Origin of the sequence: Streptomyces sp. NPDC002793 (assembly GCF_040295485.1) — a bacterium.
In the GTDB taxonomy this organism is placed as follows: domain Bacteria; phylum Actinomycetota; class Actinomycetes; order Streptomycetales; family Streptomycetaceae; genus Streptomyces.
Window position 1 is genome coordinate 1 of sequence record NZ_JBEOVL010000024.1, and the last position, 25286, is coordinate 25286.

Consider the following 25286-nt stretch of genomic DNA (forward strand, 5'->3'; position numbering starts at 1 on the left):
CGGGCGCCCCGTGGGGCGCCCGCCGGCGACTGCGAGTCATATCTGGATGGTGATCATCTCTTTCGTACGACCACGAAGTCGGCGAGCTCGGTGAGCTGCGCCCGCACTCGTTCCGGCATGTCGACGCCGTGCAGCGCCTCGATGGCTACCGCGTGCTGACGGCGGGCTTCCTGGGCGGTCCACTCGCGGCCGCCCGCCTCCTCGATGAGTGCCGCACGGGCGGCGAACTCCTCTTCGGAGAAGCTGTCGAAGTCGCTGCTCTTGGCGTCGGCGGCGAGCAACTCGCCCAGCCGCTCCGAGGCGGGTCCGTCCGCGGCGAGCGCCGCGACGACGGGCAGGGACTTCTTGCGCTGGCGCAGATCGCTCCAGGTCTGCTTGCCCGTGGACTCCGGGTCGCCCCAGATCCCGAGCAGGTCGTCGACCGCCTGGAAGGCGAGGCCGAGGTGGTAGCCGTACGACTCCAGGACGTCGGCAGTACGGTCGTCGGCTCCGCCGAGCACGGCACCGATGGAGACGGCGCAGGCGAGCAGGGCGCCGGTCTTGTTGCCCTCCATCTCCAGGCACTCCTCGACGGTGACCCGCTCGCGGTGCTCGTAGGAGATGTCCTGGGCCTGACCGTCGATCAGCTTGCGGCTGGCGGTGGTCAGTCGGCGGGCGGCCCGGCCGGCCTCGACGGTGCCGAGCTCCAGCAGGATCTCGTTGGCCAGTGCGAAGAGCGCGTCGCCGACGAGGATCGCCTGGGCGGGGCCGTGCACCTTCCATACGGTGTCACGGTGACGGCGCTGCTCGTCGCCGTCCATCAGGTCGTCGTGCAGCAGCGAGAAGTTGTGCACGAGTTCGACGGCTACGGCTCCGGGGATGCCGGCCTCTGCCGGGGCGCCCGCCGCCTCCGCGGAGAGCAGGGCCAGCGCGGGACGCACGGCCTTGCCTCCGTCGCCGTCGGCCGGTCGGCCGTGGGCATCGATCCAGCCGAAGTGGTAGGCGGCGACGGTGTCCATGGGCGGCGCCAGCCGCTCCACGGCAGCTCTCAGCACCGGCGCTGACAGGGCCCTTCCGCGCTCCAGAAGCGCGGTGACGTCCGTGGGGTCCGCCACGGTGTCGTAAGCCGGGTTCGCCGGGGTCACAGACTCTCCTCTTGTTCCGGTGGTACTGCTCATGCCGCCTCCTGCAGCGGATGTTCATGTGGCCGGGCGAGGGCCCGGAGCGCGGCGTCAGCCGCGCTGCGGCCGCTGCGGACGGCACCCTCCATCGTGGCGGGCCAGCCGGTGGCGGTCCATGCTCCCGCCAAGTGCAGCCCGGGGGCACTGGTGTGCGTGCCCGGCCGCAGGCGGCCGGCGCCCGGTGCGGGTGCGAAGGTCGCGGTGCGTTCCCGGGTGACGAAGAAGTCCCGGATCCCGGCCCCGCGCGCCGCGGGGAGGAGCCGCTCCAGCTCGGGCAGGTAGCGGGTGCGCAGTTCGGCGACGGGAAGATCGATCTCGTCCTGCGCCGCGGACTGGGACACCGCGAGGTACTGGCCGCCGCCCTGGAGGCCGGAGGACGCCGTGCGGTCGAAGACCCACTGCACGGGCGAGCCGAGCGCGGCGAAGAACGGTCTGCGCAGCACCTTGCGGTCGTAGACGACGTGCACGTTCAGGATCGGTGCGTCGGTGAGGTCGAGCAGCCGGTCGGGGTCGTCGAGCGCCCCGTCGGGCAGGAGCCGGTGCGTCTCGCCCTGTGGCACGGCGAGGACGACGGTGTCCGCCTCGAAGCGTTCGCCGTCGGTCCCGACCGCCCATTGGCCGTCCTCGGCACGGGTGAGGGAACCCGCCCGGGTGCGCAGGTGGATTGCCACGCCCGCCGATTCGAGGGCCTTGCGGGCGAGGGTGTCGTGGAGGTCCCCGAGCGGCACGGCTGCCCAGCCGATGTCGGCGGCCCCGGGCTCGGAGAGGAGTCCCGTCTTGAAGACCTTCGCGGCGAGGGCCATGGAGGCGTTCGGCGCGGTCGCGTTGAGCGTGGCGACGCCCACGAGGTCCCAGAGTGCCTCGATCGTGCGTGGCGACTGGCCGTGCCGGCGGAGCCAGGTGGCGAAGTCGATGCCGTCGAGCGCCGGGTCGGCGGGGTCGAGACGGCCCAGCGCGAGTGCGGCGCGGGCGACACCGGCCTTCTCCGCGAGCGAGAGGTGCGGGTAGGCGGCGAGCCCCCCGGCGAGGTGCAGCGGGACGGGCAGCCCGGTGCGCCGCAGTCGGCCCAGCCTCGGCCCGGCGGGCCGCCCCACGTCGAGTACGGGCACGTCGAGGCGGTCCTGCAGCGGGGCGAGGTGGGCCCCCTCGATCCGGTCCAGGAACCAGCGGTAGGCCGTGCAGCAGCGCAGGTAGACGTGCTGGCCGTTGTCGACGGACAGGTCGCCGCGCCGGAAGGAGAAGGCGAGCCCGCCGAGCCTGGGGCGGCCTTCGAGCAGGGTCACCGCGAGACCCGCGTCGGCGAGACGCAGCGCGGCGGTGACACCGGCGAGGCCGCCGCCGACGACCACCGCGCGGGAGGCCCGAAGGCTCCGGTCGGTCATGCCTGCTCCCTTCGCCGTGCCGCCGTGGCCGGCGGTGTACGCCACGTCATCGCAGTCAGGGACGCACACGGGCGGTCGGGGGTTGCCCGCCCCGCGCGTCGGACCGAACCCGTCATCCGACCCTCCCCCTGGCCGTCCGCCGTGAGATGTACCGCGCGTCGAGTCCCGACAGTCCACGCACCGCAACGTACGCCTTCTCGTGGCCGGGAAGGGAGACCCTGCCTCGGAGAACGGCCTCGGGATCGCGTTCGATCCGGTCGAGGAGCCGGCGGTAGATGCCGGCCATGGCGGCTACGCAGGCACCGCTGCGCCGGTCCAGCATGGGCAGCAGCCGGTAGCCCTCGGCGAAGAGCGCCCGGGCGCGCCGGACCTCGAAGTGCACCAGGCCCGCGAAGTCCGCCCCGGGGGGCGGGGTGGCCCGGTGGAATCCGGCGGAGCAGCCGAATTTGGCGAGGTCGTCGGCGGGCAGGTACGTGCGTCCGTTGCCCGCGTCCTCGCGGACGTCCCGCAGGATGTTGGTGAGCTGGAGGGCGAGGCCGAGGGTGTCGGCGTACTCGGCGGCCCTTTCGGCGCCCCGCGCGCCCGCTTCCGTTCCGAAAACGCCCAGGCTGAGGCGCCCGATGGCACCCGCGACGCACCGGCAGTAGGCCTTCAGGTCGTCCCAGGACTCGTAGGTCGCGCCCCGTACGTCCATCAGCACGCCGTCGATGAGCTCGTCGAGCCCGCCGAGCGGCAGCGGGAACCGGCGGGCGGCGTCGGCCAGCGCGACCGCGACCGGGTCGGTGTCGTCCTCGTCGACCGCGTTGTCCCGGATCCGGCCGAGCAGTCCCCGGGTGGCTTCCAGCCGGGTGTGCTTGGTCTCCGGATCGAGCTCGCCGTCGCCGATGTCGTCGACCCGACGGGAGAAGGCGTACAGCGCCGACATGGCCTGCCGCTTCTCGTACGGCAGCAGTCTGATGCCGTACGCGAAATTACGGGCCTGCTGTCCGGTGACGGCCTCGCAGTAGCTGTATGCGGCCTGTACCGGTGCCGACATGTACGTCGTCTGTCCCTCCACGGTCCGGCTCACCCCTCTCTGTGCGCTCTTCGCAGGACGTCTCCCACTTCGCGCAGCAGTCTCGGCGCGGTGAGTCTGGGCGGTCCGGGCAGTACGTCGAAACCCGCGGCCGACACGGCGCCGAGGGCGGCCCGCCCCCCTCCGACGAATCCGGCGAGCAGCAGCTTCAGCCGGCCGTGGACGCTGCCCACCAGGGGGACGCCCTCCGCCAGCAGATCACGGGCGCGCTCGGCCTCGAACGCGATCAGGGCGCGCACCGCGGCACCTGCGGACGGTGCCGCCAGGTCCGTCTCGCCGACGTGGAAGCGGGCCATGTCCTCCGCGGGCAGATAGATCCGGTCGCGGCCGAGGTCCTCGGCGACGTCCTGGAGGTGCTCGGCGATCTGCAGCGCGGTGCAGACGGCGTCGGAGCGGCGGATCCGTTCGGGGCTCGCCGTGCCGGTGATCTGCAGGACGAGACGGCCGACGGGGTTGGCTGAGAGCTCGCAGTAGGCCAGCAGGTCCCCGTAGGTCCCGTAGCGGCGGACCTTCTGGTCCTGCCGGTTGGCTTCGACGAGCCCGAGGAAGGGTTCGGGGGTGAGCGCGCAGCGCCGCACGGTGGGGCGCAGGGCACGCATCAGGGGATGGCGCGGACCGTCACCCGTGGCGGCGAAGACGCGGTACAGATCGGCTTCGAGGGCGTCCAGCGCGGCGAGCCGGTCCTCGGCCTGTCCGGGGTCGAGGCCGAGGTGCCGCGCGTCGGCGCCGCCGGGAGCCAGATCGCCGTCACCGATGTCGTCGACGAGCCGGGCGAATCCGTAGACCGCCATCAGGTCGTCGCGCCAGGCGCGGGGCAGGAAGAAGGGGGCCACGGGGAAGTTCTCGTCGGCGGCCTTGTCGAGCGTGGCGGTGGCGGCGGCGTCGGCCCGCGTCCGCTGAATACGGCTCACCGCGTACCGCCCGACGCGGGGACGGCGAAACCACGTCGAAGCTGGAGATTTTCCATCATTGCCGTCATATCTCCCGTTCTACACTGCTGACCCAAAACAACCCTTTTCGGACACGCCGCCCGTCCAGCCGAGTGCGACGTGCGCACAACCGGCGATGCGCCGGGGGCGTATCACCCCACATGGCGCGAATCAGCACCATCACAGCTTACGTTGTACAGCTCACAGGGCCGCGCCCGGGTGCGGCACCCTCTCGTGCAACACCTCGGTCGCTGCCAACCTTCCCCGGATCCGGGGAACTTGACGTCATCCGCCGGGAGGAGATCCTCCCCCGGACACCGTGCGGCCCCCGCCGCTGCGCTCCGGCGGGGGCCACGCGCGCGTGACGGCTACTTGCCCGTTTCCCGTTCGTAGGCCTTCAGCACCTCTTCGGTGGGGCCGTCCATCAGGAGCTCGCCTCTCTCCAGCCACAGCACCCGGTCGCAGGTGTCCCTGATGGTCTTGTTGTTGTGGCTGACCAGGAAGACGGTGCCCGCCTCCTTGCGCAGCTCGCGGATCCGCTCCTCGGAGCGGACCCGGAACTTGCGGTCACCGGTGGCGAGCGCCTCGTCGATCATGAGGACGTCGTGGTTCTTGGCCGCCGCGATCGAGAACCGCAGCCGAGCCGCCATGCCCGAGGAGTACGTGCGCATCGGCAGGGTGATGAAATCGCCCTTCTCGTTGATCCCCGAGAAGTCCACGATGTCCTGGTACCGCGTGCGGATCTCCTCGCGGCTCATGCCCATCGCGAGACCGCCGAGCACGACGTTGCGCTCACCGGTCAGGTCGCTCATCAGGGCCGCGTTGACACCGAGCAGCGACGGCTGGCCGTCGGTGTACACCTTGCCCTGCTCGGTCGGCAGCAGACCGGCGATGGCCCGCAGCAGCGTGGACTTGCCCGAACCGTTGGTGCCGATGAGCCCGATCGCCTGGCCGCGGTAGGCGGTGAAGGACACGCCCCGCACCGCGTGCACCTTGCGCACACCGCGCGGTTCGCCCTTGCCGCGGCGCATGATCCGGCTCAGTGCCGCGGTGGCGCTGCCCTTGCCGCCGCCGGTGCCGTTCACGCGGTACACGATGTGTACGTCGTCCGCGATCACGGTGGGGATGTGTCCCTGGGACGATTCCTCAGCCACGGCCGTACCGTTCCTCTGCCTTCCAGAAGTACACGAAGCCCACGACGCCCACCACGAGCGCCCAGGCGAGTCCGACGGCCCAGACGTGCGGCGGCAGATTCTCCGAGCCGTAGCCGTCGATCAGTGCGAAGCGGACGAGGTCCATGTAGACGGCGGCCGGGTTGTACTGCAGTACGTCCGCGATCCACTGCGGCTTGCCCTCGAGCATCACGGGGATGGAGAACATCACGCCGGAGCCGTACATCCAGGTCCGCATGACGAACGGCATCAGCTGGGCGAGGTCGGGGGTCTTGCTGCCCAGCCGGGCCATGACCAGCGCCAGGCCGGTGTTGAACACGAACTGCAGGGCCAGCGCCGGGATGATCAGCAGCCAGGAGAGCCTGGGGTAGCTGCCGAAGCCGATCGCCACGGCGAACAGCACGATCATGGAGTACAGCAGCTGCTGGAGCTGCTGGAGCGAGAACGAGACGGGCAGCGAGGCCCGGGGGAAGTGCAGGGCCCGGACCAGGCCGAGGTTGCCGGCGATGGACCGCACCCCCGCCATGACCGAGCTCTGGGTGAAGGTGAAGACGAAGACGCCGGTCACCAGGAACGGGATGAAGACCTCGGTGCTCATCCCCCGGTTGGTGCCCAGGATCAGGCCGAAGATCAGGAAGTAGACCAGGGCGTTCAGCAGCGGTGTGGCCACCTGCCACAGCTGACCGAGTTTGGCCTGGCTGTACTGCGCGGTCAGCTTCGCCCTGGAGAAGGCCAGGATGAAGTGGCGCCGGCCCCAGAGCTGCCGGATATAGCCGAGCAGCCCTGGCCGGGCACCGCTCACCGTCAAGCCGTACTTGTCGGCCAGCTGGGACGCGCTCAGTCCCTCGTCGGCGGACGGCGGGCTGCTCAGCGCAATCCCGCCGTCGTGGGTCGTGTCACTCACAGTTAAGAACTCTCGTCTTCACGATGCGCAGCCGGGTCGCGGGCGCGGCCAAGGCGGACAGGTACCCCGTACGGAATGAATACGGCTCATGGTCTCAGAGACGGAAGCCTCTCAGATCACCGGCGGCCGTCCTAGTCTGGTCAGCCGCCATACCGTACGCCACCTCATCGGGCGACGGGGTCCGCAGGGCTCGGTCCAGCCTTCGCGGAAGCCTCCGAACCACGCCTTGAGTGCGGGCAGGGAGGGCCGGCGGAGGAGGGTGAGCAGCAGCCAGACCCCGACGTACAGGGGAACCAGTGGCGCGGGCAGGTTCCTGCGGGCGAGCCAGACGCGGTTGCGGGCCACCATGCGGTGGTAGACCGCGTGCCGCGAGGGGGCCGTGGTGGGGTGGTTGAGCACCATGTCCGCGCGGTACTCGATCATCCAGCCGGCGTCCAGGGCCCGCCACGCGAGGTCGGTCTCCTCGTGCGCGTAGAAGAACTCGCCGGGGAGCGGGCCCGCCTCGGCGATCACCTGGCTGCGTACGGCGTTCGCGCCACCGAGGAACGTCGTGACACGGGAGGAGCGCATCGGGTCGGAGGCACGGAGCCGTGGCACGTGCCGTCGCTGGGTGACACCCGTGTCCGGGTCGGCGATGCGGAACGTCACGATGCCGAGCTTCGGGTCCGCCTCGAACGCCCGTCGGCAGAGCTCGGCGGTGTCGGTGTTCGGCAGGTGCCCGTCGTCGTCGAGGAAGAGCAGGGCGTCCACATCGGCTCCGGACGGTCCGAACGCCTCGATGCCGACGTTGCGGCCACCCGGAATACCCAGATTCTCGGGCAGCTCCACGGTCCGTACGCCCGGGGGGACGTCGGGGACCGGGGCTCCGTTGCCGACGACGACCACCTCGATCCGGTCGCCTTCCTGCCCGGCGACCGAATCGAGAAGGGCGCGCAGTTCGTCGGGGCGGTTGCCCATGGTGATGATGACCGCGCCGAGTTTCATGGGTGAGCTCACTTCAGCCTGCTGGACGCCAGGATCGACACCAGGTGCAGGACCGTCTGGAGAAGGGCGATGCCGGCCATGACCGCGACCGCGAGACGGCTGAAGAACAGGTCGTCCCTGACCACGTCGAGAACCGCCACCACCAGGATGACCAGCGACGCCTCGATGCCGAGGATCAGCCGGTGGAACTTGAGCGCGCCGGCCGCGCGGCGGGCGAGCGCCATGCCGGAGGAACGGGGCTCGGACGCGGCCTCCTTGACGGGCGGCAGCCCGCCCTGGTGGCGTGCGACGCCGACGAGGTCGGTCTCCGCCTTGATCAGGATCGCGCCGAGCGCGGCGAGCGTGCCCAGGAAGGCCCACAGCCAGTCGATGCGTCCCGGACCCCACAGGTCGGCGGCACGGAGGCCGAAGCCGACCAGCACCGCCGCGTCGCACAGGTAGGCGGCCACCCGGTCCAGATAGACCCCGCCCAGCGAGTACTGCTTCTTCCAGCGGGCCACCTCGCCGTCGACGCAGTCGAACAGCAGGTAGAGCTGGACCGCGAGCACACCGAGCAGCGCGCCGGGGATGCCCGGGACCAGCAGGGCGGGCGCCGCGAGCGCACCGGCGACGGTCATCACGTAGGTCAGCTGGTTCGGCGTGATCTTCGTGGTCACCAGACGCCGGGTGATGCGCAGGGAGACCTCGCGCATGTAGAGCCGCCCCGCCCAGTGCTCGCCACTGCGCCGGTCCTTCACGCCCGGGGGGTGCACGACCGGACGGAGTTCAGCTATGGATGGCTTTTGCATAGTCGGCGTACGCGTCCCTGATCTGGTCGGTGGACAGGTTGAGGTGTTCCAGGATCGTGAAGCGTCCCGGGCGCGTCTGCGGCGCGTAGTCCACGGCCCGCACGAATTCTTCGACGGTGAAGCCGATCTCGTCGGGCAGCACCGGCAGCCCGTGACGCCGCAGGACCGACGCCATGTGGACGGACTCCTCGTGGGCGCCCCGCAGGTGCATGGCGAAGCAGGCGCCGAGGCCGACCTGCTCGCCGTGGCTGGCCGCGCGCTTCGGGTACAGCAGGTCGAAGGCGTGGTTGATCTCGTGGCAGGCACCCGAGGCGGGCCGCGAGTCCCCGGCGACCGACATCGAGATGCCCGTGAGCACGAGTCCCTCGGCCAGCACCTTGAGGAAGGCGTCGTCGCCGATGCCTCCGGGGTGACGCAGTACGGCCTCGCCGGCCTGCCGGGCCATGGCGGCCGCGAGCCCGTCGATCTCCTCGCCCTGGTGCTCATGGGCGAGCTCCCAGTCGGCGACGCACGAGATGTTGGAGACCGCGTCACCGATGCCCGAGCGCACGTAGCGCGGGGGCGCCGCACGGATCACGTCGAGGTCGATGACCACGGCGATCGGGGTGGGGACCCCGTAGGAGCCCCGTCCGTTGTCGTTGTCCAGGGTCGCGACCGGCGAGCAGAGCCCGTCGTGGGACAGGTTCGTCGCGACGGCGACCATGGGCATGCCCACGCGCGCGGCGGCGTACTTCGCGACGTCGATGATCTTGCCGCCGCCGAGGCCGACGACGGCGTCGTAGCGGTTGCCCTTGATGCCGTCGGCGAGCCGCACCGCGGAGTCGATCGTGCCGTCGGCGACCGGGTACCAGTCGGCCCCCGGCAGCACCGGAGCGAGCTTCTCGCGCAGGGCGCGCCCGGAACCGCCGCTGATCGCGATGGCGAGCTTGCCCGAGGCGGAGATCCGCTGGTCGGCGAGGAGACCGGCCAGATCGTCCATCGCGCCGCGCCGGATGTCGACGACGACGGGGGACGGGATGAGGCGGGTCAGTACAGGCACGCGATCTCCCTGCCCCTGGCGAGGTCGTCGTGGTTGTCGATCTCGACCCACGTCACCTCGCCGATGGGCGCGACGTCGACGGTGAAGCCGCGGTTCACGAGCTCCTGGTAGCCGTCCTCGTAGTAGAGGTCGGGGTCACGCTCGAAGGTGGCCTTCAGGGCGTCGGCGAGCTCCTCGGCGGCGTCGGCCTCGATCAGTGTGACGCCGATGTACTCGCCGGTCGCGGTGGCCGGGTCCATCAGCTTGGTGATCCGCCGGACGCCCTTGCCGTCCTCGGTGATGACCTTCATCTCCTCGTCGGCAAGGCTCTTCACCGTGTCGAGGGCGAGGATGATCTTCCGGCCCTCGCCCCGTGCGTCCAGGAGTGTCCTCTCGACGGAGACCGGGTGCACGGTGTCGCCGTTGGCGAGGATGACGCCCTTCTTCAGGACCTCGCGTGCGCACCAGAGGGAGTAGGCGTTGTTCCACTCCTCGGCCTTGTCGTTGTCGATGAGCGTCAGCGTCACGCCGTACGTGGCCTCGAACTCGGCCTTGCGGGCGTAGACCGCCTCCTTGCGGTAGCCGACGACGACCGCGACCTCGGTGAGTCCGACCTCCGCGAAGTTGGCCAGCGTCAGGTCCAGGACCGTCTTCTCGCCGTCCACCGGCACCAAGGCCTTGGGCAGCGTGTCCGTGTAGGGACGCAGACGGCGTCCGGCACCGGCAGCCAGTACGAGGCCGATCATGCGAGTTCTCCTTCGTCGTGTACGGCGGGGGCCGAGGAGGACACCCAGAAGCGGATGGACTCCACGAGCACCACCAGAGCCACGGCGGCCGCCAGCGCGGTCAGAGCCGTGGTGAATCCTGAACCGTGGGTCAGCACGGCGGCGAGAACGGCCACGACCAGGGTCCGGCCCTCGTGGCCGCCGATGGTGCGCACCAGCCACCGGGGCGGCGCTCCGGTGCCGCCCCGGATGCGGTACACCGTGTCGTAGTGATGGTAGGCGACGGCCGAAACCAGGCCGAATGCCGCGGGAACGGCGTGCGGTACGTCGCTGCGGGCTGCCAGCACCAGGATCGTGCAGTACTCGGCGGCCCGGAAGACCGGAGGGACGAGCCAGTCGAGGGCGCCCTTGAGCGGCCGCGAGACGGCGAGACCGGAGAGGACCGCGTACACCGCGGCGGCACCCACGGTCAGCCAGCCACCGTACGGGGCGAACAGCGCCGCCGCGACCATGACCAGTGCGCCGACGAACGCCAGGAACGGGGCCGTGAAGCCGCCTCCCGGGCGCCGGAGCACGGCGGCGACGGCCTGGGCGAGCGGGCCCGAGTCAGCGAGGTCCGCGAGCGCTCCCGCCGCCCGGTCGGTGCGCTGCGCCTTGCGGGTCAGCGAGCGCAGCAGCCGGCCGGCCGTCGTGTAGCAGGCGGCCAGGGCGCAGCCGACGAGCAGGGCGTAGAAGACGATCCGGGGCGTGGTCACGGCGGTGAGCACGGCGATCATGGCCCAGCGCTCGCCGATGGGCAGCACTATCATCCGGCGCAGCCAGACCGTCCAGCCGACGCTGTCGAGCTTGTCGGAGAGCGCGGCGGTGGGGCTCGTGTTGGACACCGCGTCGTGGTTGGCCTCGTTGAACGAGAAGTCGACGACATGGCGGCAGGCCTGGAGGACCATCGCGCCGAGCGCGAGGACCCATACATCGTCACCTCCACCGCCGCGGGCGGCACCGAGGGCGAGGCCCGCGTAGTACGCGTACTCCTTGGCGCGGTCGAAGGTGGCGTCCAGCCAGGCGCCCATCGTCGAGTACTGCAGTGAGTAGCGGGCGAGCTGCCCGTCGGTGCAGTCCAGGACGAAGGAGAGGAGCAGGAGCACCCCGGCGGCGACGTACCCGCCGCGGGTGCCGGTCGCCGCGCTGCCTGCCGCGACGAGCGCGGTGATCAGCGAGGCGGTGGTGACCTGGTTCGGGGTGAGGCCCCGGCGGGCGCACCAGCGGGCGATGTAGCGGGAGTACGGGCTGATGAAGTAGGTCGTGAAGAAGCCGTCGTGGGCCTTCACGGCGCTGCGCAGCCGTACGGCCTCGTCGTCGACGGCGGCCACGGCGGCCCGGGCGGCGGTCCGTTCCTCGGGCGCGGTGGGCACCGCGGCCGTGAGCGAGCCGAGCTCGGGGCGCTGCACTGCGGTGCCCTCCGCGTCCAGGGCCACGGCCAGCCGGTCGGGCACGGTGCGGTCCTCGGTGACGGGTTCGTCACCGGGGGGCGCGACGGGGCCTCCGGTGCCGACCGCGGCCACGGCCCTGCGCAGGGCACGGAGCAGCGCGGGACGGGCCTCGGGCTGCGCGGTGAGCGCACCGGGGACCGACGCGGCGGCGAAGCGGGGGTCGGTGAGTCCGAGCCTGAGGGCGTGGACATGGCCGACGAAACGGGGATCCACGAGCGCGACGCGTTGGCTCGCGGGGACTGCGGCGAGCAGCTCGGCGGCCCCGGAGGCGTCGGCTGCGGCAGTCACGTCGAAGCCGAGTGACCGCAGATCGTCCTCGAGCGACGATCCGGGTACCGGCGCACCGGTGAGGATGGCGGTCGACAGACGAACTCACTCCTTGGTGCTGACGGGAACGGCACGACATACGGCCCGGAGGGGCCGGCGGCACGTCGGCTGAGGCTATCGGATGAACGGAAGACCGAGTTCACCGACCGTTTGTGCTCCGTTCGGGCGAATCGGCCATCATGCGGCGCCGTTCGCGATCATCATTGTCGATCAACACCTCGACCCACAAACCGTGTCCCGGGAACGCATAGGCTGACCCGCATGACGTGGTTGATCACAGGCGGGGCCGGTTACATCGGGGCACACGTGGCGAAGGCCATGACAGGAGCCGGGGAACGGGTCGTCGTACTCGACGACATCTCGACGGGCATCGAGGAGCGGCTGCCCGCCGACGTCACGCTGGTGCGGGGCTCGGCCTCGGACCGCGGGGTGCTCGACCGGGTCCTGGCGGAGCACGCCGTCACGGGTGTGGTGCATCTCGCGGCGAGGAAGCAGGTCGGTGAGTCCGTCGAGAAGCCGCTGCTCTACTACCGGGAGAACGTGGCCGGGCTGGCCGTGCTGCTGGAGGCCGTGGTCGCGGCCGGTGTGCGGCACTTCCTCTTCTCCTCGTCGGCGGCGGTGTACGGCGTCCCGGATGTGGAGCTCATCACGGAGGAGACGCCGTGCGCGCCGATCAACCCCTACGGCGAGACCAAGCTCGCCGGGGAGTGGCTGGTACGCGCGACGGGGCGGGCCCACGGCATCTCGACGGCCTGCCTGCGCTACTTCAACGTGGCGGGGGCCGCCGAGCCCGCGCTGGCCGACACCGGTGTCTACAACGTCGTACCGATGTTCTTCGACCGGCTGACGCGGGGCGAGGCTCCGAGGATCTTCGGCGACGACTATCCGACGCCGGACGGCACCTGTGTCCGTGACTACATCCATGTCGCCGACCTGGCGGAGGCGCACCTCGCCGTCGCCCGGCACCTGGACACGGGCACGGAGGGCGGGGACCTCACCCTGAACATCGGCAGGGGCGAGGGCGTATCGGTACGCCGGCTCGCCGAGCTGGTGGGCGAGGTCACCGGTCTGCGCACGGAGCCCGTGGTCGAACCGCGCAGGCCGGGGGACGCCGCCCGGGCCGTCTCCTCGGCGGCCCGGGTGACCGAGGAGCTGGGCTGGACGGCACGCCGTGACATGCGCGAGATGGTGGAGTCGGCCTGGGAGGGCTGGTGCCTGCGCCACCCGGAGGCCCGCGCCGCGCAGTGAGCGGCGCACAGCTCTGACCTGCAATCGTTTCCGCAGGTCAGAGCATATGACAACGGTGTTCAGTGCCGTGTTGCCCGCTACCCCCACCCCGTAGTTCACTGACCGCATCGGGCGCGGTGCGCCCGGGATTTCGATCCATCAGGGATACGACGGGTTCGCGGAGGCATACGCATGGGGGCTGGCCACGATCACGGGCACACACACGGAGGCCCGGTCCCGACGGGAACCGCCGCCGCCGCGTACCAGGGCCGGCTCAGGGTCGCGCTGGGCATCACGCTGGGCGTCATGGTCATGGAGATCGTCGGAGGGCTGCTCGCCGACTCGCTCGCGCTGATCGCGGACGCGGCCCACATGGCGACCGACGCGCTGGGGCTGGGCATGGCCCTGCTGGCCATCCACTTCGCCAACAGGCCCTCGGGTCCCAACCGCACCTTCGGCTTCGCCCGTGCCGAGATCCTCGCCGCCCTGGCCAACTGCCTGCTGCTCCTCGGGGTCGGCGGCTACCTGGTCTTCGAGGCCGTCGACCGCTTCATCACCCCGGCCGAGACCAAGGGGGGCCTGGCCATCGCCTTCGCCGCCGTCGGTCTGGTGGCCAACGTGGTCTCCCTGTCCCTGCTGATGCGCGGGCAACGGGACAGCCTCAACGTGCGGGGCGCCTATCTCGAAGTGGTCGCCGACACGCTCGGCTCGGTGACGGTGCTCGTGTCGGCGGGCATCATCATGGCCACCGGCTGGCAGGCCGCCGACCCCGTCGCCTCGCTGCTGATCGGTCTCATGATCGTCCCCCGGACGGTGAAGCTCCTGCGGGAGACGCTCGACGTACTGCTGGAGTCGGCGCCCGCGGGCGTGGACATGGACGAGGTGCGCGCCCACATCACAGCCCTTCCCGGCGTGCTGGGCGTCCATGATCTGCATGCCTGGACGATCACCTCGGGCATGCCCGTCCTGTCCGCCCACGTGGTGGTGCGCCAGGAGATGCTGGACTCGATCGGCCACGAGAAGCTCCTGCACGAGTTGCAGGGGTGCCTCGGCCACCACTTCGACGTCGAGCACTGCACCTTCCAGCTGGAGCCCAGCGGGCACGCCGAGCACGAGGCGCGGCTCTGCCACTGAGACATCGGACGCCCGGGGGTGTCCGATGCTAGGGTCTGCGTCGACATCTCCGGGACCGGAGACCGGTGACGAGTGAAGGCGTTGAGTTCGATGACTGTCGCGACCGCTGCTGCCCTGTGCAGCGCACAGTCCATCCTCATCTCCCGGGTCACCGGCTGACCGCTCGGCATTCCGCACGCGGTGTCGGCCGGGGCCCTCTCACCCAAGGGTTCCCGCTTTGACCGACCACACGTTCAACGCTTTCTTCGAACTGCACCACCGGCTGCCCCGGCAGAGCCCCGGCTCCGACGCCACGACACGACGGCTGCTCTCCATGGCGGGCTCGCTGCCGGACCGTCCGCGCGTCCTGGACCTGGGCTGCGGCCCGGGCAGGGCGGCCCTCCTGCTCGCCGCCGAGGCGGGCGCGCAGGTGACGGCCGTCGATCTGCACCAGCCCTTCCTCGACGAGCTGACCGAGGCCGCCGAGGCGCGCGGGCTCGGTGACCGGATCCGTACCGTCCGGGCGGACATGGCCGATCTCGTCGGGCCCGGCTTCGACGACGGGTCCTACGACCTGGTCTGGGCCGAGGGTTCCGCGTACGTCATCGGGTTCGACACCGCGCTGCGGGACTGGCGGCGGCTGCTCGCCCCCGGCGGCACGATGGTGATCACCGACTGCGTCTGGACCACCGGCTCCCCGTCCGCCGGGGCACGCGCCTTCTGGGACCCGCAGGCCTCGCTGCGGCCCGTCGCGGAGAACACCGCCGCGGCCGTGGAGGCGGGCTGCCACGTCCTCGGCGTCATGGTCCAGCCCGACAGCGACTGGGACGAGTACTACGTCCCGCTGGCGGACCGGGTCTCCGCGGCGGATCCGTCGGCCCCCGGCATGCCGGAGGCGCTGGCCGCCACCCGCGAGGAGCTGGAGGTGCGTCGCCGCCACGGATCGGAGTACGGCTACGCCGGCTATGTGCTGCGCCCCTTCGATCCCCGCTGGCCGGCCCGGACCGAGACGGCCGCCGACCGCGACGCGGTGCACGGGGTGGTGTCGGCCGCCTTCCCGACCCGGGCCGAGGCGGATCTGGTCGACGCGTTGCGCACGGACCCCGGCGCGTGGCTGCCCGGCCTGTCGTACGTGGCCGAGGCCCCGGACGGCTCGGTCGCGGCCCACGCCCTGCTGACGCGGTGCCGGGTCGGGGACGTCCCGGCGCTCGCGCTGGCCCCGGTGTCCACCGCGCCGGACCACCAGCGCGCGGGCGCCGGGCGGGCGGTGGTCCGGGCGGTGCTGGACGCCGCACGGCTGCGCGGGGAACCACTCGTCCTGGTGCTCGGACACCCGGAGTACTACCCGGTCTTCGGTTTCGAGCCGGCGTCGCGGTTCGGGATCAGGCCGGGCTTCGAGGTGCCCGACGAGGCGATGATGGCGCTGGTCCTCGACGATTCCGTGCCGGTGCCCGAGGGAGTGATCCACTACCCGGCGGCCTTCGGGGTCTGACGGGGTGTCCGTCCCGCCCCGCCCTCCGGGGCGGTGCGGGAGGGACATGCCAGCACCCGCAGTGCGGGCAGGCGGCTTTTGTACGGCAGACTTGACCGCACTCGAGGGGTCCGGCGCACGAGACCGGTACCAAAGCGAAGGATGGGTATGCCGACCACACCAGCCACCGCGGCGCACAGCTCGTCGAACGGCACAGCAGACGCGATCATGCTCGAACTGGTCGACGAGAACGGCACCACCATCGGCACCGCGGAAAAGCTCGCCGCCCACCAGGCCCCGGGCCAGCTGCACCGGGCGTTCTCCGTCTTCCTCTTCGACGAGCAAGGGCGGTTGCTGCTCCAGCGCCGGGCGCTCGGCAAGTACCACTCCCCCGGCGTCTGGTCGAACACCTGCTGCGGTCACCCGTACCCGGGAGAGGCGCCGTTCGCTGCGGCCGCCCGGCGGACGTACGAGGAGCTGGGCGTCTCACCCTCACTGCTCGCCGCGGCGGGCACGGTCCGCTACAACCACCCCGATCCGGCATCGGGCCTGGTCGAGCAGGAATTCAATCACCTGTTCGTCGGCATGGTGCAGGAGCGCCTTCGGCCGGATGAGGAGGAAGTCGGCGAGACGGCCTTCGTGACTGCCGGTGAACTCGCGGAGCGGCACGCGGCGGCGCCGTTCTCGGCCTGGTTCATGACCGTACTGGATGCCGCGCGGCCCGCGATCAGGGAGCTGACGGGGACGTCCGCCGGCTGGTGAAGCGCACCGCGCAGGGGGTGGTCAGGGCTGCGCCTTCAGGGGCAGCGCCGCCCAGATGATCTTCCCGCCCCCGGCGGTGTGTTCGGCGTCGCAGGTGCCGCCCGCCTCGGTGGTGATCTCACGGACCAGGAGCAGCCCCCGGCCGCCTGTCTGCGCGTGGTCGGTGACCAGCGCCGTCGGGCGGTAGGGGTGGTTGTCCTCGACGGAGACCCTGATCCACTCCTCCCCGACGGCCACCTCGACCGCCAGTTCGGGTGAGAGCAGCGCCGCGTGCCGGACGGCGTTGGTGACCAGCTCCGACACGATCAGCAGGAGCCCTTGGAGGATGTCGTCGTCGACGGGCACACCCTGCCGCTCCAGCAGGTCGCGCACGGCGCGCCTGGCCTGCGGCACCGACACGTCGACGGCGGGGGCGGTGAAGCGCCACACCCCCTCGTACGACACGGGATGGGCCGGAACTCTCCCACGGCTCTCCATAGACCGGCACCCGCTCTCGACTCGCATGTCACTGGCCATCGAGTTATGAGTGTCGGTAAGGGCGTGGTCCGGACCACAGCACTGACCACAAGTGGTCACTTCCTGGGGTGATTTGACCGGGCGAGTATGACGGCGTCAGGTGATTGGACTGCTTCTCGCCCTCTTCCGGCGTCATCCGGTCCGTGACCGGACCGACGACACCGCGGAGGACCCCTGCTCCTCGAGGCCCCGGAGAGTGCGTTCCCGCCGCTCGCCCCTTCTGATCACAGGTTCGAGCCGTGCGGATAGCATCCGCGCATGGACCTCAGGGAGCAGGCGGCATGGCTGGAGCCGCGGCTGGAGCACGCGGTCGTGGACGGCATCGCCACCGTCGTCATCAGCAACCCCGCCAAGCGCAATGCCATGACCGCGGACATGTGGCGGGCGCTGCCCGTACTGCTGGAGGAGCTGGCGGCCGATCCCGGCGTACGTGTCCTCGTGCTGACCGGCGCCGGTGACACCTTCTGCGCCGGTGCGGACATCGCCTCCCTCCGGGACCCGGCAGGGCGGCCCCAGACGCTCGCCGTCCGGGCCGAGGAGGCCCTGGCGGCGTTCCCCGGGCCGACCCTGGCCGCCGTGCGCGGCTACTGCGTGGGCGGCGGCAGCCAGCTCGCGGCCGCCTGCGACCTGCGGTTCGCCGAGGAGGGCGCTTCCTTCGGCGTCACCCCGGCCAAGCTCGGGATCGTCTACCCCTCGTCGTCGACGCGCCGGCTGGTCGCCCTCGTGGGTCCGGCCACCGCGAAGTTCCTGCTGTTCTCCGGGGAGCTGATCGGGACCGGACGGGCACTGCGGACCGGACTGGTGGACGAGGTACTGCCGGAGGGCGGGCTGGACGCCAGGGTGGACGCGTTCGCCCGGGTCCTGGCGTCGCGTTCGCAGCTGACCCAGGCCGCGGCCAAGGAGTTCGTCGCCGGCCGCGAGGACCGGGACGCCTACTGGTCGGGGCAGGCGAGCGACAGTGGCGACACCGCCGAGGGGGTGGCCGCCTTCCTGGAGCGGCGCGCTCCCCGCTTCAGCTGGACGACCGGGCCGGGCGGAGCCACCACACCCACGGCAGGTTGAACCGGCTCCTGGCCCGACCTTCCCCGACCGGCGGCCGCCAGGGCCGTTCGTGCAGTCCACCCGCGGCCGCCCCGGACTACCCCACGTACCAACCAGTCGGTAACGTGCGGGCATGAGTACTCTTCCCCCACGTGCCGGACGCCGCTGTCATAACGCGCTCAACCCCCTGCACTCCTGCGTGTACTTCTCCCCCGACCTCGGCAAGGAGTTCGGCGAGCTCGGCATCGACGACCCGAGCCGGGCCTACTTCGCCGCACGTGGCGCGGCCCTGGGCGCGGCCGGGGCGGGCACGGTCACGGCGACCTTCTACAACTTCGCCCATGAGCTGGTGGCCCGGCACCTGCCCGCCGTCTGGTCGGACATCACCCCGCAGGCGGCGCTCGACGCCCGTCTGCGGGCCGCCGACTCGACGCTCCGCCAGGTGCTGGGCGAGGAAGCCCTCGTCTCCCCGGAGATGGCGGAGGCGGCCGGGCTGGCCCTGCGCGCCGCCGAGGCCTGCACCCGGCACGCCCGTCCGCTGTACGCCGCCCACGCGGACCTGCCGGTACCGGACCAGCCGCATCTGGCGTTCTGGCACGCGGCGACGCTGCTGCGCGAGCACCGCGGCGACGGGCACCTGGCGGCCCTGCTCACGGCCGGACTCGACCCGCTCGAGGCCCTGGTCAGCCACACCGCGACCGGCAAGGGCATGGCGCCGCGCTGGATCCTCGCCACCCGCGGCTGGCGGCGCGCGGACTGGGACGCGGCGGTGGAGCGGCTGCGCGGAAGGGGCGTGCTCGACGCCGAGGGCGAGCTGACCGAGGCGGGCACAGCGCTGCGGGCCGAGCTGGAGGAGGCGACGGACCGCCTGGACGCCGCACCGTACGAGCACCTGGGCGCCGACGGCGTGGAGCGGCTCACCGAGCTGGGCCGGGGATTCCTGTTCGCGGCGGCCTCCGCCGGGGCCTTCCCGGACGATCTGCTCGGCAAGGGCTGAGTCCCGGTCACGTTTACGACGGGTGGAACCGGCCAGGCGGTAGTCACACCCTACGAAGGAGGCACACCGTGTTCCGTGCGATCGCAAACGCTCTGAGTACCGTCGGATCAGCCGTGGCCACCGTGGTGACTCTGCCCTTCCGGCTGCTGGCAGGCCTTTTCGGTGGCGCATCGCGCAGCGGCCGGACCCGGCGCGTCTGACCGCGCCGTCCGGCAGGCCGTCGGGGCCGTGATCGACCAGGTCACGCGACACGGCCCCCGGCCACCCGGCACAATGCAGGCGAAGGGACCCACCCCCGTGTGGACCACCCCAAGCCAGCACAGCCAGTACGAGAAGGCGAGTCGGGAAAACCGTGACGACGTCCATCGAAGGCAGGATCGCCGAGGAGCTCGGCGTACGTGAGCGTCAGGTGAGGGCGGCCGTCGACCTGCTCGACGGCGGGTCGACCGTGCCGTTCATCGCGCGCTACCGCAAGGAAGCGACCGAGATGCTCGACGATGCGCAGCTGCGCACGCTCGAGGAGAGGCTGCGGTATCTGCGGGAACTCGAGGACCGCCGCACGGCGGTCCTCGATTCCGTACGAGAACAGGGCAGGCTCGACGCCGCCCTGGAGGCACAGATCCGGGCGGCCGACACCAAGGCGCGGCTGGAGGACATCTACCTGCCGTTCAAGCCGAAGCGCCGGACGAAGGCGCAGATCGCGCGCGAAGCGGGCCTGACCCCGCTGGCCGACGGGCTGCTCGGCGACCCGTCCGTGGCCCCTCTCACGGCGGCCGCGGCGTTCGTGGACGCCGAGAAGGGCGTGGCGGACCCGGCGGCGGCGTTGGAGGGCGCCCGGGCGATCCTGACCGAGCGCTTCTCGGAGGACGCCGATCTGACCGGCGAACTGCGTGAACGCATGTGGTCGCGCGGCAGGGCCGTCGCGAAGGTACGCGAAGGCAAGGAGGAGGCGGGCGCGAAGTTCGCCGACTACTTCGACTTCGCCGAGCCGTTCACCGCGCTGCCCTCGCACCGGATCCTCGCGCTGCTCCGGGGCGAGAAGGAGGACGTGCTCGACCTGGTCCTGCAGCCGGAGGAACCGTCGGAGCAGCCGGGGCCCTCGTCGTACGAGAACATGATCGCCCGACGCTTCGGTGTCGCGGACCGCGGCAGGCCCGGGGACAAGTGGCTGGGCGAAACGGTGCGCTGGGCCTGGCGGACCCGGATCCTCGTACACCTCGGGATCGACATGCGGCTCCGGCTGCGCACCACGGCGGAGGACGAGGCGGTACGCGTCTTCGCCTCGAACCTGCGGGACCTGCTGCTCGCCGCACCGGCCGGCACCCGGGCGACTCTGGGGCTCGACCCCGGATTCCGTACGGGCGTGAAGGTCGCCGTCGTGGACGCGACGGGCAAGGTCGTCGCGACGGATGTGATCCACCCGCACGTGCCGGCGAACCAGTGGGACCGGTCGCTGGCCACACTGGAACGTCTCGCGAAGGAGCACCGGGTCGATCTCATCGCGATCGGCAACGGCACGGCGTCCCGCGAGACCGACAAGCTCGCGGGTGAACTGTGCGACAGGCATCCGGAGCTGCAACTCACCAAGGTGATGGTCTCCGAGGCGGGCGCCTCCGTGTACTCGGCGTCGGCCTTCGCCTCGCAGGAACTCCCGGACATGGACGTGTCGTTGCGTGGCGCCGTATCGATCGCACGCCGGCTGCAGGACCCGCTGGCCGAACTGGTGAAGATCGACCCGAAGTCGATCGGCGTCGGCCAGTACCAGCACGACCTGTCCGAGGTGAAGCTGTCGCGCTCCCTCGACGCGGTGGTCGAGGACTGCGTGAACGGCGTCGGTGTCGACGTCAACACCGCGTCGGCACCGCTGCTCTCGCGGGTGTCCGGCATCGGGTCCGGACTGGCCGAGAACATCGTGGCCCACCGGGACGCGAACGGTCCGTTCCGCTCCCGCCGGGCGCTCAAGGACGTGGCACGGCTGGGCCCGAAGGCGTACGAACAGTGCGCGGGATTCCTCCGGATCCGCGGCGGCGACGACCCCCTGGACGCGTCGAGCGTGCACCCGGAGGCCTACCCCGTGGTACGGACGATGGTGAAGCGGACGGGCGGCGACGTCGCCTCGCTGGTCGGCAACACCGACGTCCTGCGGTCACTGCGGGCCGACGAGTTCGTGGACGAGAAGTTCGGTCTGCCGACGGTGACGGACATCCTGAAGGAGCTGGAGAAGCCGGGCCGTGACCCGCGTCCGGCCTTCCGCACGGCCACGTTCAAGGAGGGCGTCGAGAAGCTCGGCGACCTGGCCCCGGGGATGGTGCTGGAAGGCGTCGTCACGAACGTCGCGGCGTTCGGCGCGTTCGTGGACATCGGCGTCCACCAGGACGGTCTCGTCCACGTGTCGGCCATGTCGCGGACGTTCGTCAAGGATCCGAGGGACGTCGTGAAGCCGGGCGACGTCGTGAAGGTGAAGGTCATGGACGTCGACATCCCGCGCAAGCGGGTCTCGCTGACGCTGCGGCTGGACGACGAGGCCGGGGCCGCCCACCAGGGCGGCGGGCAGGGGCCCCGGCGCGAGAAGTCGGGGCAGGGTGGCGGCGGAGAACGCCCGCCACGTCAGCGGCAGGGGCAGGGCGGTGGCCAAGGGGCCCGTCAGTCCGGCGGCCAGGGCCGTGACCGGCGCGCCGGTGGCCAGGGCGGCGGCGCCCCGCGTCCTGCGGCCGCGCCGGCCAACAGCGCGATGGCGGACGCATTGCGAAAGGCCGGGCTGAGCGGTTCCGACCCGGGCGGCCGCAAGCGCTGATCCGACACCACTACGGGCGGGCAGGAGACTTCTCCTGCCCGCCCGCAGCTGTTCCTGATCGTTCGTCCCACTGTATTGACCGCGCTCCGCACGTGCCGTACGTTCACGGCGATTCATGTACACGAACTCGGTTCACCCTGCAGATTGCTGCTCCGGAACCGGGGACGGTCTTCATCACTGCACCATCACCGCACCACCCACCGACCGGTGCCTGCGGAGGACGCCGCAGGCGGTGAAAGGGATGCCTAGTGAATACAGAGAATCAGCAGGTCAGAAGAGGCGGCGGCCGTGCGGTCGCCGCACTGGTCGCCGTCGTCTCCCTCCTTGTCGCCGGCCTCACCGCACTGTTCGCGACCGGCACGGCATCAGCTGCCCCGGCCGCGGGCTCGTACAGACTCGCGAACGCCGCGAGCGGTCTCTGCCTGGAAGTACCCGGCTCCAGCACGTCGGCCGGTGTCCAGCTCGGCCAGGGCGCGTGCGACGGCGGCGCCGACCAGACCTGGAAGCTCGCGGCTTCGGGCAGTGGCTACACGCTGACCGCCGCCCACAGCGCCAAGTGCGCCGGGACACGGGACGCCTCCACCAGCGCGGGCAAGGCGGTCGAGCAGCAGAACTGCGGCGGAGCGGCGAACCAGGTCTGGACACTGACCGCGGTCGGCGGAAGCACCTACCGGATCGTCAACAGCAACGGCGGCAAGTGCCTGAACGTGAAGGACAGTTCCACGGCGTCCGGTGCCCTCGTCCAGCAGAACTCCTGCGACTCGGTGACGAGCAAGAGCTGGACCTTCACCGCGTCGGGCACGGTTCCCACGGACCCGCCCACCGACCCGACCGACCCGCCGGACCCCACCGACCCGCCCACCGACCGGCCGTCGTGGCCGACGGCGAACGGCAGCCAGGCGGTGTCCTCCACGATCGAGGTCGCGGGCACCTACGACGGGGGCATGAAGCGCCTCTACGGCAGTGGTGACCTGGGCAGCGGCGGTCAGGACGAGGACCAGCCCCCGCTGATCAAGCTGGCGAACGGCGCCACCCTGCAGAACGTCGTCCTCGGCGCCCCGGCCGCAGACGGAGTGCACTGCGCGGGTACCTGCACGCTCAGGAACGTCTGGTGGGAGGACGTGGGTGAGGACGCCGCGACCTTCCGCGGCGGCTCCTCCTCGACGGTCCGCACGATCGACGGAGGCGGCGCGAAGCTGGCCGAGGACAAGGTGTTCCAGCACAACGGCGTCGGCGCCCTGGTCGTGAAGAACTTCCAGGTCGACGACTTCGGCAAGCTGGTCCGCTCCTGCGGCAACTGCTCCACGCAGAACGCCCGGCACATCCAGCTGCAGAACATCTGGGCGACCGCCCCGGGCACGAGCCTGGTCGGCATCAACACGAACTACGGCGACACGGCCCGGATCTCGGACGTCACGATCTACGGGGACGGCGACCGTGACATGGACATCTGTACCAAGTACAGGGGCACGACGAGCGGCGAGCCGAGCGAGATCGGCTCGGGCGCGGACGGCACCCACTGCGTCTACTCCTCGTCCGACATCCGCTACGTCGACTGAGGCGGCCCTGTGAAAGGGCCCCGCTCCTCCCGCGCGACGGGACGGGCGGGGCCTTCGCGTCAGCCGGCCTCGGTGACCCTGCCGCCTGCGACCTCGACGCGACGGGTCGTGTGGACGGCGTCGAGCATCCGCCGGTCATGGGTGACCAGCAGCAGCGTCCCGGTGTACGCGTCCAGCGCCGACTCCAGCTGCTCGATCGCCGGCAGGTCCAGGTGGTTGGTCGGCTCGTCCAGCACCAGCAGGTTGACGCCTCTGCCCTGCAGGAGCGCGAGACCCGCCCGCGTGCGTTCGCCCGGGGAGAGGGTCGTGGCCGGGCGGAGCACATGGTCGGCGCGCAGTCCGAATTTGGCGAGCAGCGTGCGCACCTCGGCCGGTTCGGTGTCGGGGACGGCCGCGCAGAAGGCGTCCAGCAGGCTCTCCGTGCCGTGGAACAGCTTGCGGGCCTGGTCGACCTCACCCACCACCACACCGGAGCCGAGCGAGACGTGGCCCGTGTCCAGGGGGAGGCGGCCGAGGAGGGCCGCCAGCAGGGTGGACTTGCCCGCCCCGTTGGCCCCGGTGATGGCCACTCGGTCGGCCCAGTCGATCTGCAGGGTGGCGGGACCGAAGGAGAAGTCCCCGCGGACGACGGCTGCGTCGCGGAGGGTGGCGACGACCGATCCGGAGCGCGGCGCGGAGGCGATCTCCATGCGGAGCTCCCACTCCTTGCGGGGTTCCTCGACGACGTCGAGGCGCTCGATCATGCGCTGCGTCTGCTTGGCCTTCGCGGCCTGCTTCTCGCTGGCCTCGCTGCGGAACTTGCGGCCGATCTTGTCGTTGTCGGTGGCCTTGCGGCGGGCGTTCTTGACGCCCTTGTCCATCCAGCCCCGCTGCATCTGGGCGCGGCCCTCGAGCGAGGAGCGCTTGTCCGCGTACTCCTCGAACTCCTCGCGGGTGTGTGCGCGGGCGCGCTCGCGCTCCTCCAGGTAGGAGGCGTAGCCACCGCCGTAGAGGTTGATCTCCTGCTGGGCGAGATCGAGCTCCAGGACCTTGGTGACCGTACGCATCAGGAACTCGCGGTCGTGGCTGACGACGACGGTGCCCGCGCGCAGCCCTGATACGAAGCGCTCCAGTCGCTCCAGACCGTCGAGGTCCAGGTCGTTGGTGGGTTCGTCGAGCAGGAAGACGTCGTAGCGTGACAGGAGGAGCGAGGCCAGGCCGGCGCGTGCCGCCTGGCCGCCGGAGAGCGCGGTCATCGGCAGGTCCAGTCCGACGGTGAGGCCGAGGTCGGCGGCCACCTCCTCCGCCCGCTCGTCCAGGTCGGCGCCGCCGAGGGCGAGCCAGCGCTCCAGGGTGTCGGAGTACGCGTCGTCGGCGCCGGGCGCCCCGTCGACCAGCGCCTGGGTCGCGGTGTCCATCGCGGCCTGGGCCTCGGCGACCCCGGTGCGCCGGGCGAGGAACTCCCGTACGGACTCCCCGGGCCTGCGCTCGGGTTCCTGCGGGAGGTGCCCGACGGTGGCGGTGGGCGGCGAGAGCCGGAGTTCGCCCTCCTCCGGCCTGTCGAGTCCGGCGAGCAGGCGCAGGAGCGAGGATTTACCGGCGCCGTTGGCTCCGACGAGACCGATCACGTCGCCGGGCGCGACGACGAGGTCGAGTCCGGCGAAGAGGGTGCGGTCACCGTGCCCGGCGGCGAGTTCCTTGGCGACGAGAGTGGCAGTCATCAGGGTGCCGATCCTAACGAACCTCCGGCGGCCCGATCTCCGCCGGCGGCCGGGTGCCGGGTGCGGCCGTGCGGCGGACCGGCCACCGCCCCGTCGCCGGCCGGAGTGACCGTGCGCGGGGCGCGGCCGCGACGGGGTGCGTGGAAGGCGCC

General features: G+C 71.4%; 22 protein-coding genes. 9 read left to right on the top strand and 13 right to left on the bottom strand.

Features of this window, described 5'->3' with window-relative positions; genetic code table 11:
- Positions 1-53 precede the first annotated feature (53 nt).
- The 11 genes from ABT001_RS22720 to ABT001_RS22770 all read right to left on the bottom strand — a co-directional run bounded on the left by ABT001_RS22720 (position 54) and on the right by ABT001_RS22770 (position 11915).
- A complete protein-coding gene (locus ABT001_RS22720) occupies positions 54-1157 on the bottom strand; it encodes a polyprenyl synthetase family protein (protein WP_351280403.1) in 1104 nt (367 codons plus the stop codon).
- Entirely contained in the window at positions 1154-2542 is a 1389-nt protein-coding gene (hpnE, locus tag ABT001_RS22725) for a hydroxysqualene dehydroxylase HpnE (protein WP_351280406.1), read from the bottom strand. The genes ABT001_RS22720 and hpnE overlap by 4 nt, the downstream gene beginning before the upstream one ends.
- A gap of 112 nt (positions 2543-2654) precedes the next feature.
- Complete coding sequence (gene hpnD / locus ABT001_RS22730) at positions 2655-3578, bottom strand: presqualene diphosphate synthase HpnD (protein ID WP_502967506.1); 924 nt, start codon at positions 3576-3578, stop codon at positions 2655-2657.
- A gap of 29 nt (positions 3579-3607) precedes the next feature.
- Positions 3608-4519 (bottom strand): squalene synthase HpnC, encoded by a 912-nt coding sequence (gene hpnC / locus ABT001_RS22735; RefSeq protein ID WP_502967507.1) that lies wholly within the window; start codon positions 4517-4519, stop codon positions 3608-3610.
- Between the two features lie 395 nt (positions 4520-4914).
- Positions 4915-5700, bottom strand: coding sequence for an ABC transporter ATP-binding protein (locus ABT001_RS22740; RefSeq protein ID WP_351280414.1), 786 nt, complete (start codon positions 5698-5700; stop codon positions 4915-4917).
- Complete coding sequence (locus ABT001_RS22745; RefSeq protein WP_351280416.1) at positions 5693-6622, bottom strand: ABC transporter permease; 930 nt, start codon at positions 6620-6622, stop codon at positions 5693-5695. The genes ABT001_RS22740 and ABT001_RS22745 overlap by 8 nt, the downstream gene beginning before the upstream one ends.
- 111 nt (positions 6623-6733) lie before the next feature.
- The gene (locus tag ABT001_RS22750) at positions 6734-7606 is read right to left on the bottom strand and encodes a glycosyltransferase family 2 protein (RefSeq protein WP_351280419.1); all 873 of its coding nucleotides are present in this window, start codon (positions 7604-7606) and stop codon (positions 6734-6736) included.
- A gap of 8 nt (positions 7607-7614) precedes the next feature.
- Positions 7615-8394: a CDP-alcohol phosphatidyltransferase family protein gene (locus ABT001_RS22755; RefSeq protein WP_351280422.1), complete on the bottom strand. Its 780-nt coding sequence runs from the start codon at positions 8392-8394 to the stop codon at positions 7615-7617.
- Positions 8372-9433 carry an iron-containing alcohol dehydrogenase family protein gene (locus ABT001_RS22760; RefSeq protein ID WP_351280425.1) on the bottom strand — a complete coding sequence of 354 codons (1062 nt, stop codon included), beginning with the start codon at positions 9431-9433 and terminating at the stop codon, positions 8372-8374. The genes ABT001_RS22755 and ABT001_RS22760 overlap by 23 nt, the downstream gene beginning before the upstream one ends.
- On the bottom strand, positions 9421-10158 hold the full coding sequence (locus ABT001_RS22765; protein WP_351280428.1) for a phosphocholine cytidylyltransferase family protein: 738 nt from the start codon (positions 10156-10158) through the stop codon (positions 9421-9423). The genes ABT001_RS22760 and ABT001_RS22765 overlap by 13 nt, the downstream gene beginning before the upstream one ends.
- Positions 10155-11915 carry a DUF5941 domain-containing protein gene (locus tag ABT001_RS22770; RefSeq protein ID WP_351280431.1) on the bottom strand — a complete coding sequence of 587 codons (1761 nt, stop codon included), beginning with the start codon at positions 11913-11915 and terminating at the stop codon, positions 10155-10157. The genes ABT001_RS22765 and ABT001_RS22770 overlap by 4 nt, the downstream gene beginning before the upstream one ends.
- Before the next feature lie 300 nt (positions 11916-12215).
- On the opposite strand from ABT001_RS22770, the gene galE reads away from it, so the two are divergent.
- The 4 genes from galE (at position 12216) to idi (ending at position 16527) form a co-directional block, all read left to right on the top strand.
- The gene (gene galE / locus ABT001_RS22775) at positions 12216-13202 is read left to right on the top strand and encodes a UDP-glucose 4-epimerase GalE (RefSeq protein WP_351280434.1); all 987 of its coding nucleotides are present in this window, start codon (positions 12216-12218) and stop codon (positions 13200-13202) included.
- 171 nt (positions 13203-13373) lie between these two features.
- Positions 13374-14315 carry a cation diffusion facilitator family transporter gene (locus ABT001_RS22780; protein ID WP_351280436.1) on the top strand — a complete coding sequence of 314 codons (942 nt, stop codon included), beginning with the start codon at positions 13374-13376 and terminating at the stop codon, positions 14313-14315.
- 217 nt (positions 14316-14532) lie between these two features.
- Positions 14533-15786 carry a GNAT family N-acetyltransferase gene (locus ABT001_RS22785; protein ID WP_351280438.1) on the top strand — a complete coding sequence of 418 codons (1254 nt, stop codon included), beginning with the start codon at positions 14533-14535 and terminating at the stop codon, positions 15784-15786.
- A gap of 147 nt (positions 15787-15933) precedes the next feature.
- The gene (idi, locus tag ABT001_RS22790; protein WP_351280440.1) at positions 15934-16527 is read left to right on the top strand and encodes an isopentenyl-diphosphate Delta-isomerase; all 594 of its coding nucleotides are present in this window, start codon (positions 15934-15936) and stop codon (positions 16525-16527) included.
- 21 nt (positions 16528-16548) lie between these two features.
- Here the strand turns inward: idi and ABT001_RS22795 are convergent, their stop codons facing one another.
- Positions 16549-17004: an ATP-binding protein gene (locus ABT001_RS22795; protein ID WP_351280442.1), complete on the bottom strand. Its 456-nt coding sequence runs from the start codon at positions 17002-17004 to the stop codon at positions 16549-16551.
- A 297-nt stretch (positions 17005-17301) separates the two neighbouring features.
- On the opposite strand from ABT001_RS22795, the gene ABT001_RS22800 reads away from it, so the two are divergent.
- The 5 genes from ABT001_RS22800 to ABT001_RS22820 all read left to right on the top strand — a co-directional run bounded on the left by ABT001_RS22800 (position 17302) and on the right by ABT001_RS22820 (position 23434).
- On the top strand, positions 17302-18105 hold the full coding sequence (locus ABT001_RS22800; RefSeq protein ID WP_351280443.1) for an enoyl-CoA hydratase/isomerase family protein: 804 nt from the start codon (positions 17302-17304) through the stop codon (positions 18103-18105).
- A 112-nt stretch (positions 18106-18217) separates the two neighbouring features.
- Positions 18218-19081, top strand: coding sequence for an SCO6745 family protein (locus ABT001_RS22805; RefSeq protein ID WP_351280445.1), 864 nt, complete (start codon positions 18218-18220; stop codon positions 19079-19081).
- A 68-nt stretch (positions 19082-19149) separates the two neighbouring features.
- Entirely contained in the window at positions 19150-19281 is a 132-nt protein-coding gene (locus ABT001_RS22810) for an LPFR motif small protein (protein WP_351280448.1), read from the top strand.
- Positions 19282-19433: 152 nt separating this feature from the next.
- Positions 19434-21875 carry a Tex family protein gene (locus ABT001_RS22815; RefSeq protein ID WP_351280449.1) on the top strand — a complete coding sequence of 814 codons (2442 nt, stop codon included), beginning with the start codon at positions 19434-19436 and terminating at the stop codon, positions 21873-21875.
- Between the two features lie 248 nt (positions 21876-22123).
- Positions 22124-23434: a pectate lyase gene (locus ABT001_RS22820; protein ID WP_351280452.1), complete on the top strand. Its 1311-nt coding sequence runs from the start codon at positions 22124-22126 to the stop codon at positions 23432-23434.
- Positions 23435-23493: 59 nt separating this feature from the next.
- Here the strand turns inward: ABT001_RS22820 and ABT001_RS22825 are convergent, their stop codons facing one another.
- Positions 23494-25134: an ABC-F family ATP-binding cassette domain-containing protein gene (locus tag ABT001_RS22825; protein WP_351280455.1), complete on the bottom strand. Its 1641-nt coding sequence runs from the start codon at positions 25132-25134 to the stop codon at positions 23494-23496.
- Positions 25135-25286: the final 152 nt, after the last annotated feature.